The 9,906-nt window shown below is 35.5% G+C and carries 10 protein-coding genes and 1 pseudogene; all 11 read right to left on the bottom strand.

From position 1 onward, the window contains the following. Positions 1–198: 198 nt before the first annotated feature. On the bottom strand, positions 199–528 hold the full coding sequence (locus ACLUJM_RS11415) for a hypothetical protein (RefSeq protein WP_234212394.1): 330 nt from the start codon (positions 526–528) through the stop codon (positions 199–201). A 127-nt stretch (positions 529–655) separates the two neighbouring features. After that, positions 656–1,783: a glycosyltransferase family 4 protein gene (locus ACLUJM_RS11410; protein WP_303246740.1), complete on the bottom strand. Its 1,128-nt coding sequence runs from the start codon at positions 1,781–1,783 to the stop codon at positions 656–658. Further along, positions 1,780–2,682 (bottom strand): acyltransferase family protein, encoded by a 903-nt coding sequence (locus ACLUJM_RS11405; protein ID WP_412412854.1) that lies wholly within the window; start codon positions 2,680–2,682, stop codon positions 1,780–1,782. Before ACLUJM_RS11405 ends, ACLUJM_RS11410 begins: the two co-directional genes overlap by 4 nt. Continuing rightward, on the bottom strand, positions 2,580–2,804 hold the full coding sequence (locus tag ACLUJM_RS11400; protein ID WP_412412855.1) for a hypothetical protein: 225 nt from the start codon (positions 2,802–2,804) through the stop codon (positions 2,580–2,582). The genes ACLUJM_RS11405 and ACLUJM_RS11400 overlap by 103 nt, the downstream gene beginning before the upstream one ends. Continuing rightward, entirely contained in the window at positions 2,783–3,931 is a 1,149-nt protein-coding gene (locus tag ACLUJM_RS11395; protein ID WP_412412852.1) for a hypothetical protein, read from the bottom strand. The genes ACLUJM_RS11400 and ACLUJM_RS11395 overlap by 22 nt, the downstream gene beginning before the upstream one ends. After that, on the bottom strand, positions 3,894–4,694 hold the full coding sequence (locus tag ACLUJM_RS11390; RefSeq protein WP_412412851.1) for an ATP-grasp fold amidoligase family protein: 801 nt from the start codon (positions 4,692–4,694) through the stop codon (positions 3,894–3,896). The genes ACLUJM_RS11395 and ACLUJM_RS11390 overlap by 38 nt, the downstream gene beginning before the upstream one ends. A gap of 99 nt (positions 4,695–4,793) precedes the next feature. Next, positions 4,794–5,978: an O-antigen ligase family protein gene (locus tag ACLUJM_RS11385; protein ID WP_412412853.1), complete on the bottom strand. Its 1,185-nt coding sequence runs from the start codon at positions 5,976–5,978 to the stop codon at positions 4,794–4,796. A 148-nt stretch (positions 5,979–6,126) separates the two neighbouring features. Next, positions 6,127–7,101 (bottom strand): annotated as a pseudogene (locus tag ACLUJM_RS11380) (CapA family protein); the annotation flags it as partial. Between the two features lie 194 nt (positions 7,102–7,295). Next, positions 7,296–8,345, bottom strand: coding sequence for a sugar-transfer associated ATP-grasp domain-containing protein (locus tag ACLUJM_RS11375; protein ID WP_412412850.1), 1,050 nt, complete (start codon positions 8,343–8,345; stop codon positions 7,296–7,298). 145 nt (positions 8,346–8,490) lie between these two features. Beyond that, entirely contained in the window at positions 8,491–9,684 is a 1,194-nt protein-coding gene (locus ACLUJM_RS11370; protein WP_217737696.1) for a glycosyltransferase, read from the bottom strand. Continuing rightward, on the bottom strand, positions 9,681–9,906 hold a 226-nt coding region (locus tag ACLUJM_RS11365), incomplete at its 5' end, for a hypothetical protein (protein WP_412412849.1). The genes ACLUJM_RS11370 and ACLUJM_RS11365, both read right to left, overlap by 4 nt.

Here is a 9,906-nt window from a genome sequence, read left to right as displayed (position 1 = left end):
ATAATGAAAAGTACAGGACAACAAATCACCAAAGCGCAAAAAACAAGACAAAAATCAATTACACGTTTCAAAAAAAAACAATACATATAGCCAGAATTTAGTTAGCATCCAATTTCGACGTATAGCCTAAGGAAAGCCACACAAGGTGACTCCCCAATAAATAACATCAAAAAACATACTGATTTTTAATACTTGTTATTAATCCACTCCGATAGCCAAGGGTAACAAACATCCACAGCGTATACATTCTTTGACATTAACACCGTTATTCATGCGGATATTTACCAAGATACGAAGTCCGGCATGCGGAAGAACCGAGGAATCATCTTTCGGAGATTGATTCAAAGCCGATGTAGAGGTTTCCACTGAATCCAACTTTGTTGGAAGAGTACCCAAGACTTGGACTGATACTATCTTTTTTCGGGTATCCTTGTACCATTTTTCAAACAGGCTATAAGATACTTTGTTGGACAAACAGAATTGCTCTATGGAGATTCCCGAGAGAGTACCTTCTAATTTGTAGCGCAAAAAAGACGCTCAAAGTCATTACAACTATACATAAACTTCGCTTCTTGATTTAACGAAAGTAAAATTCGCATGTTTGCAATGGATAAGCAATATGTCATTTTTGGACAATAACTACTATTTTAAAAGATTAATCCTCAAAATACATTTCTGTATTCTTATATGTGAAATCTTTACTTGCTTTTACAGAATTGTTACAGAGTTGAGTTTTGTATTCCTTGTCATCACGCAACTTCCTAATATAGAGCACCATTTTTTCAATATCTTTCTTTGGAATACAACGGCCACAGTCATATTTGTTAATTAACCTGTACATTTCAGTGTCGTCATTCGAGATTGCCAAAAGAGGAGCACCCACAGCCAAGAGGTTGAAAGTCTTGCTTGGCACACTCACTTTAGAAACGTTCTCATCCAAAGTGACCACCCCTAGATCAGCCGAGGCCAATGAGTATGGTAACATACTAAAGTCTTGAAACGGCATAAAGCGTACATTCTGCAGATTCGAATGATCCACATTCTCCATCAGTTCGGCTTTCTTCTTCCCGTCTCCAATAATCAGGAACTGCACATCTAGATCATCTATCATCTCCTTGGCTACATCCACGACACACTCTACACTATGGGTATAACCGATGTTTCCAGAGTACATAACGATGAACTTCCCATCAAGATTGTTCTGCTTGATGAAGACATTAGCCTCCTTAGCCACAGGTTTGAAATCATCAGAAACCGACCATAGCGGCACAATTTTTATTTTTTCAGTTGACCCATAGGCTGTCAGAACCTCCTTCATCCCTTCGCTCAAAGTATATATCTTCTCTGCCTTTTTATAGAGGCGTTTTTTCAGTATTACCCATATTTTATAAATAAAGTTTTTTTCACTTATACCAATTGTCTTGAGAGCATCAGGATAAATGTCATACTCCACAATACGAAACTTGTTATTCAAGAGTAAGGCTGAGAAGCAAGCCATTGGCGGATTGGTATAATAGACTACTTCACAATCTTTATACTTGAAGAGTAACTTGAAGAATACCTGCATGGATGCCAACAGCCAAGTCGCCATTCTCTTTGTGCTACTTGACCTATCGTAGTTACAGATTTTGTCAATATTGATCTTCGGATTGACAGGTCTCATCCCCGGGCGAAGACTACTACACAACACACTTATACTGTCATATTTCGCGCAATATGCATTCAAGTCATCCACCACAAGGAAACCAGATGTTTGATTCACAAGAACAATTTTTTTCATCATTTTCTTAATTTCCTAATATCAAGCATCCATGGCAGATATTTCACAATAACCAAGCTTGCTATATACGCCCCAATTAATGTAAGGCCAAATATTAAAAATAACCCCCAAAGGGACGCCTGAGAATAAAATATTTTTATAATAGCAGATAATGTGATTGGCAACGCACCACTCATGAAATAGAAACAGATGCTATTTCGACCAACGAATGTGAGAATTTTTATCTGTGGCAACTGTTTACAAAACCAGATTAATATAACAGATCCAAGGAATCCGAAAAAGTAGCCTAATACATCCATATCACCCATTGAGACCATAAATCTTGGAGCAACTGGACAGAAATAAGCTATATACAAATAGAGTGCTATAAGAAGCAGGATGGTGTATTTGTTGATGACTCTATCAAACCATGTCTCATATTTCCAGTATAAGGCTCCTAATCCCAAGAAGAAGCAGGCCAGTATTCCCCTGCTAACAAAAAATGGTTCGCGATGTAGGTGGAAAATTTCTATGTTATAAAGATACATGCCTATAGAAGATATTATTCCTAGAACTACGACGTAAAACCCAATATTTTGCCTTCTAGTTACCAAAAGCAAGGCAATAATCACCTCAGCAATCAAAAGAGCAGATGTAAACCAATAGGTACCTGCTCCTACTGTCTCAATTAAGAGTGCATTAAATTCAAACGCTCTGTGAGTTATCATAATCTTCGGTAAAAACTCAATTGCTGAGAATATTATCATGGGAATATACAGCCTATATAAAATATTAAATATCAACATTTTACCATTCCCTATTATATATTGAGCCGAACCTGCTTCAATGGCAGGTTTATTAAGTTGCTTACGGAAAAGTAAATACCCGCTATCAAGAAGAAAGCATTTACATAGAATCCGCACAAGAATTGATTGATTTCGCCGAGTTTCAGACCGTAATAGTTTTCCGTATGCACAAACAACACAGTGATAATACTTATTGCTTTTGCCACATTTACCCAATTCAATTCTTTCTTTTCTTGCATATCTCCTCAAGTAATGTTGAAAGATTATCCATACTGTCAAAAACCTCTTCGCGTTCTATTTCATATTCCTTTCTAGAAATATTGTTAAGTTGCTCTATTGTCAGCTGGCTGAGCGAATCGCGTATTGCCTCTTCTGTCGAAGAGTCTATGCTGATGCCACAACCATAACTTTCTATCTGTTCAGCAAGAAAAGTCCCCTTAGTAGCAATCAGCGGACGACAGAAAAAAATGCCCTCATACAATTTGTTTGGATCCAAGATAGTTTCGTTAAGCGATTCTACTCCATATGTCACCACCACAACATCTACAGAATTATAAATATGTTCGAAATCATCAGGATTTTTGAAAGCACCAAACAATTTGATATTCGGGTACAATTCCATCATATCATCAATAGCTTTCTGGGTCGATTCCACATTTGCCACTCCATGGAAGTGAAACTCATGCTGAGGGAAATACTTTCCTATGGTTCGGGCAAAACGCATCATTGAGGCGTAGCGTATCGAACCCACAAATGAAAATATAAAGTGGTCATCCTTCAGGTTGAGCGGCTTGCGCTCCACACCAATAATCTTACGGTTCACCTTGTTTGGCTGAACAATAAATCTTGCCTTTGGCTGGTTAAGGAAACCCTTGAAACCTTCAGATGTCAGCAAAGTAAATTGAGCATTCTTCACAAGATTACGGTCAATTGCCCGAAGCAAAGGACGGGCTTTACCAAAAGAAGGAAATCCGTATGCTATATCCGAAATCTCGTATGCGTATGGAACGCCTTTCAGACGAAGGAAGATGCTCTCGAAGTAACCAAAGGAATAATAAAGGCAACTCTGCCCCTTGTGTTCCTTTACGACACGAGCAATATCTCGCTTTACGGTTCTAATCTTTTCAAAATACCCATTACCTTTTGACATCTGACCTAAAATGGTCACTGGTATTTTCACAGAAAACTTATTGCAGTTATACTGCACTCTATCATATCCGTACACCTCTACCTCATATCCGAGGGCTGCTATAGATTCCACTCTGCGTATAGCACGAGGTTGAGAGAGTGAACTAACTAAAAAAACTATTTTGTCGTACATCTCTTCTTTATTTTCTTTTTGCCAATGACAGATCCACCAAATCACCCATCTCTCGCAGAAATTTGGATGTATAGAAATTCATAAATCCACCAGCTGACGAGAAAGTCATCTCGCCGAAATATGGTTTGCCATCAACTTCATACAAATCCACTCTAACCTGAGGTATTCCACATGAAAGTTTTGAGACAATCTCAAGCATTTTATCTAATGACACAGGTTTTGGCAAATCTGATTGGGCTTGCTTATAATGTGAAGTAAAAACGCTACACTCATCGTGTCGTTTCCAATCTAAGTCATAGGTAGCCACCTCTACAGATCCTTGATGTCTGTTGAAACATGCCCATATATGATGAGGCTTTCCATTAAAACACCAAATTTTGTAGTCTATCAGCGTGTCTGTTTCTATCGGCTGTTTCTTGCAGTCAAGCACTTCTTCGGCTATCATACAAGGTTTCATGGCAGCATAGTGAGGCTCGCCATTTGTCTCACTAAACGATTTTGAGAGCAATGCAGAATACAACCTAACTGTATTTTCTATATCCAGTTTGCTTTTGTCTTTACAGACAAGGATATCACCACTTCCGTTATTTGTCTTCAGAACAAAAGAATCCGGAAGAGAATCCCAATCCACATCCTCTGCTTTTTCCCAAACACCATATAGTTTCACAAGAGTATCATCAAGCCCTTTCTCGTGAATATATTCACGCACACGATATTTGTCAGCACACAATGTCCACAAACTCATGTCAGAATTAAACTTCAGCCAGTTGATTTTCTCGTTCAAATCTTTTGGACTGAACCAGTTCAATGGCCTATGGAAATGATAGAGAAACTGAAGACTAGTAAGGAGTCTTGGATTTACACAATTTAAAAAAAATTTAACATTCATGGTTATAAACTATTTGTATCAAACCATTACTCTTTTTCTTTGTCGAAGAGATGATATGATTAACGCCATTAAAAACCATAAAGAATCATTTGCCCAAATATCGCCTCCCGTAAAACTTCTTGGAAAGACGAGGCAGACGTACATAATAATTATATTATGATTTAGGCCGGATGTTCTACAAATACCTTTTATAGTTTGCGAGAATAGATAAAGAATAACAAGGCTACCCAATATCACTCCATATGTAACGAAAATGCTTAGGTACATACTATGAGCGAGTTCTTGTATTACCACTTCATCACCAGCAACACCAAAACCTAAAAAAGGATCATTTAGGACTATATCCCACAACTTGTCATGAATCTCAGCTCTGCCTGTAGTAATATCTTCAGTATCTGCATTTATCAGATAATATAGGGTGCGACTGCTCAGCCCAAAGGAATCAAACATTCCTCCAACAAAAGCTAGTATTTCTTTAAAGAAAAATAATACAATCAAAACAAAAGAAACAAAGAACAGTTTGATGGCGACTCCAGATGAACTCTTCCTTTTCGAATTGAATAATATTTTCATCGAAACAAAGAAACCAATAGCTAAGAACGGATTTCTTGATCCATATATAAATATTATCACAGAACCAATAATGGCAGCAATAAGTGCCAGCTTGTCTTTTGAACCGAAATATGCATTTAACTGCCAAAGTACAGACAAGAGTAACACATTTGACATAGTCATAGAATACGTACTCCAATCAGAAGTGGTACTATGACCTATAACGCTGATAATCCCAGCATATAATACGCCACTCAAAGTTATCAGGAAAGAACCTTTGGTGAAATAATTACAAAGATATTCAAAAGTCGACAGTTTGCTTACAAGCAGAAAGGTAAAGAAGCAAGCTACGAGTGTTCTAAGAATAGTAGGCTGAATGTATTTTGCGTTTTGAGAGCAAAACACATAAGTAAATAAATAGGTTATCCCCACAAAGAATAGAACAGCTATAGTTTGAACAGGTATTCGCAATCTCCCCGTTGTTAACAAGGCATATACATACATCAGCAAAGAACCACCCATAATTACGACATTCAACATATCATTTATCTCATAAAAGAATGGAAATCCTTGCACCAGGATATTCTTACATCCTTGAGCTATCACCTGAAAGGCGACAACAAAAGATATAATTTTATTTGGATTCTGCATGAACAAAAAATTTCTTCCTAATTAAAAGTTATGAGTCTAATCACAAGAAAATTTGTTCATAAATTCGTAAATACTATATTCTTCTTTAATCTCTATTTTTCCAACATGCGACTTCAAGAATCTGTACAATACACTCGAAAATTCTTTTTCATTTTTTTTTCAAGGTTCGATTATTTGTTTCTGAACGATATAAATCATAGATATTGTACACCTGAGTATTTATTTTGTTATCAACTGATTTTAATATAGAAAAGCGAATATCACATATTTTTTTAGTTTCAGTTGAAAAGAGCAAATGCAAAACTATTGAATATTCAGAATACTTACCATCAACGTAATAACCCCAGTTAGGAGTATAGCAAAAATTCCCCAATGCATAAGCAACAAGATTACTATTTCCATCAAGAGAGATTGGCAGAACACAATGAGGGTGATTGCATATCACATAATGTGCGCCAGCTTCTTTACACTTATTTACTATTTTACCTGTATATGCGCCTATTTTATTATTGTATTGACCGCCTATATGCAAACATACAAAAACGTAATCAGACTTATGTTTAGCTCTTTTAATATCAGCAAATAAAGAATCCTCATAACGTTTATTCCTTGAAGAAGCTACATCATTGAGTTCTCCACAATCAACTTTACTCTTATCACGAATAATATCTTTAATCAAATCCGGTACTATAGAGCGCAAAACGCGTCTGAATACAGGTCCCTCATAACCTTCTCCTCCTTTCGGGAAATTTTCCTGCTCTTTAAATAAATTAATATGATATAGATCTTCTTCCTTCAATTTATTATTCATCCAAGGAGAATTCGTATCATATGTATATGAAATAAAAGCACATTTTATACCGCCTATAGTCTTATAAAATGTACGATCCATATCAGCTCTCAGTTGGGTACCTACATGTTCAACACCAATCTGGTCTAAAACAGTTAAGGTCCTTTTCAATCCGTACAAACCTCTATCTAACGAATGGTTGTTAGCAGTAGTAAACATTTTTATCCCAACCTCATATGCAGCAAGCGCAAATTCATCTGGAGTATTAAATTCAGTAGGATGAAAAGTATACAAACAATCAGCACCAGCCAAAGGTGTCTCAAGGTTACCAACAACATAATCGGTTGATTAAAGAATCCTTGATATTCTCAAATACAGGTTTAAAATCATACCCTGTCTTTCGCTCCGCCTTTTGAGTCATTGGTATCGTACACATTAAATCGCCAAGGAATGAAATACGTATGATATTATCTTCTTTTTTCATTATATTTGCAATTACATTTTGGGAAATAATCCTATTATCAAATTCAAAGATATGGAGCATATACATGTTTAACCCCTTTACGAAGCGGATGCTGCTGTAGTTCCACACCAGAACATGTATTTGCTTCAAGAAAAGTTACTGTACCATCCTCGCAAATTACAACATCCCACCCTATGTAACGAAGTTGAGGCATTTTACTATGTGCCTGTTTAACACACTCAAGCACTTCGCACCACTTTGGAATTTGCAAGCCAATAATGACCTTATTTGTATAAGGGTGCACATAAACATTATCATTATTCTGAGAAACAGCCGGGCTTATAATAATTCCTGTTTCAACATCTATAGTTGCTGCTAATCCACCTGAAGAATAATTATCTGTAATACCTTTACCATTTCCTATACGGAGTAGTGCTCCCATGATAAATATTCGATTTTCTTTTTCTACAGAATATACACGAATAGTGTTAACTGAACTCGGATTCAAATCCTTTAATTCCGTACACTGAGATATAACTTCTTCAATGATTACCTTTTTCCCTTTAATATAATCATACAACTCCCTAATCTCTTTTTCTGATTGAATAATCTTCTTAAATATGCCTTCACCGCCAACGCCATCAATCGGTTTGACAATTACATGCTTATTTTTCATCAAAAAGTCAAAAAAATCCCGAAATAACAAATTATCAGAGGAAATCCAACTCCTATTAATATATTCAGAAAAGAAGCGATTGAAAGACGATTTGTTAGACAGGATTTCTCGATATTTCTTTTGGTTTTTACTTCCATTGAACTTTTTATCCATCGCAGCTATTCCGCCTTCTGTAATGAATGTTCTTTTCTTATCCAAACTATAGTTATAGAATTCATATCTGAAATAGTCCATTGCATCAAGGCCAGGACAGAATATTTTGCTTAATATATAATCTAGCCTATAGTATATCTGGGAGTGTTTGCCAGGATTAAAACGATGATAAACATATTTCCATCTATGAATATATTTATGAAAATGTTCAAAATAGGAATCGTGTTTTTCTGAAATGCGCCATACTTCATTTTCAAAGTATCCCTCCATATCTATCCAATACATATTGCGAAGAATCATCCAATGAAGAAAATAAACATAGATATTCTTCTGAAAATTATATTTGTATGAAAGATCACGGAATTCTTGAAAGAATAGTTTTACTTTATTTAATTTCATAAAAAAATTGTTATTCAAATATTGACTAATTTCATCTTGTTGTACAAAATCCTGTTTTGGTAAATCTCATAAACAAACTTTCCCACAAGGCAAAAATCCTAGTAGGCGCATAATGTTGTGAACTAATAATCGCATTCTCAGAATATCTTTTTATCAACTCATCATTATCCATGAGACTATCAAGCTTTTCACAGAAATCGTTAAGGCTGAACGGTCTTACTATAATACCATCAACGCCATTATTTACAATTTCTCTTGCTATGGGAAAACTATCTTGCACAACAGGGACGACTCCATGCATTTTTGCTTCAATTGTAACAAGAGAAAATGATTCATGAACGCTAGTTACACATAGTATCTTTGCTCTTTCATAATATATATTTGGTATAACCCTTCCTTCAAAACAAACATTCTTAATATCGCTGATTCGGATTTTATCCTTCATTTCTTGAAGCGAAGGGCCATCGCCTAATATTCGTAATGTCCAGTCAGGATGTTTAATCTGTATTTTATCCCAAATATCAATCATAAAATCTATTCGCTTGACAGAACAGTCTACATTTCCAACCCAAAGAACCTCGTTCGTCTTCTCCAATCTGCTCATATGAGTTTCGTTAACACAATTTGGAATAATTTGTATTGAATCATCAAATTTTCTTCCGATCATCTTTAGAAGTTCATTTTTATGTCCTTCGCCAAGTACAATAGACACATCACTATTATCCACAATATATCGGTAAAGCGATTTATTCTTAATAATATAGATATGAACCAACAACTGATTAATCCATTTATTTTTAAGTAAAGAGAATATAAAAGCAAGTTTACCCTTTTTCAGTTTATATTCTACTCCATAGGCATAGTTGTAAAACTGAGTAAGAATCAAATTATGAAAACACGAAACAATTAAAAAATCATGTCGTTTCTTACATTCATGCAACATTTTTAAATATGCCTCACAAGGATTCTTCTGGACAATCACTACATCTATACATTTTGTAACAATCACGTTTTCGAGAAAATTCAGATTCTCTGTTGTAGCTACAGGCTTGCCTGTAGGAAAATATAATTGCCTCCGTATATCATCATCACTAACTTTACGATATCCTAAGTACCAAACCCTATGTCCAGTTGCTATAAATAATTTGGCGAGTGTGTGCGTAATCCTTGCAATACCGCCATCAACTGGATTTATATTATAACCGGAAAGGAATAATATATTCATATAATATATATGATTTTGATAGTTGTAAGATACATTTTATTTAAAGCTCTATTATCAACATCTTGCGCAGTATAGTAGAGGAAGAAATTTCCACCCACCATTCCGGAAGTAGGTTTATAAATACCAACTTTACCACATGTTTTGTTCGTCATAAGGGGCCTTGTATACATTCTAAAATGTACTCCATCAAAACTCTCTGCAAGACAAATATCAGCATTACAC

The sequence above is a fragment of the Finegoldia sp. genome, from assembly GCF_046991905.1.
Classification (GTDB): domain Bacteria; phylum Bacillota; class Clostridia; order Tissierellales; family Peptoniphilaceae; genus Finegoldia.
This window is presented reverse-complemented; position numbering and strand designations above follow the sequence as displayed.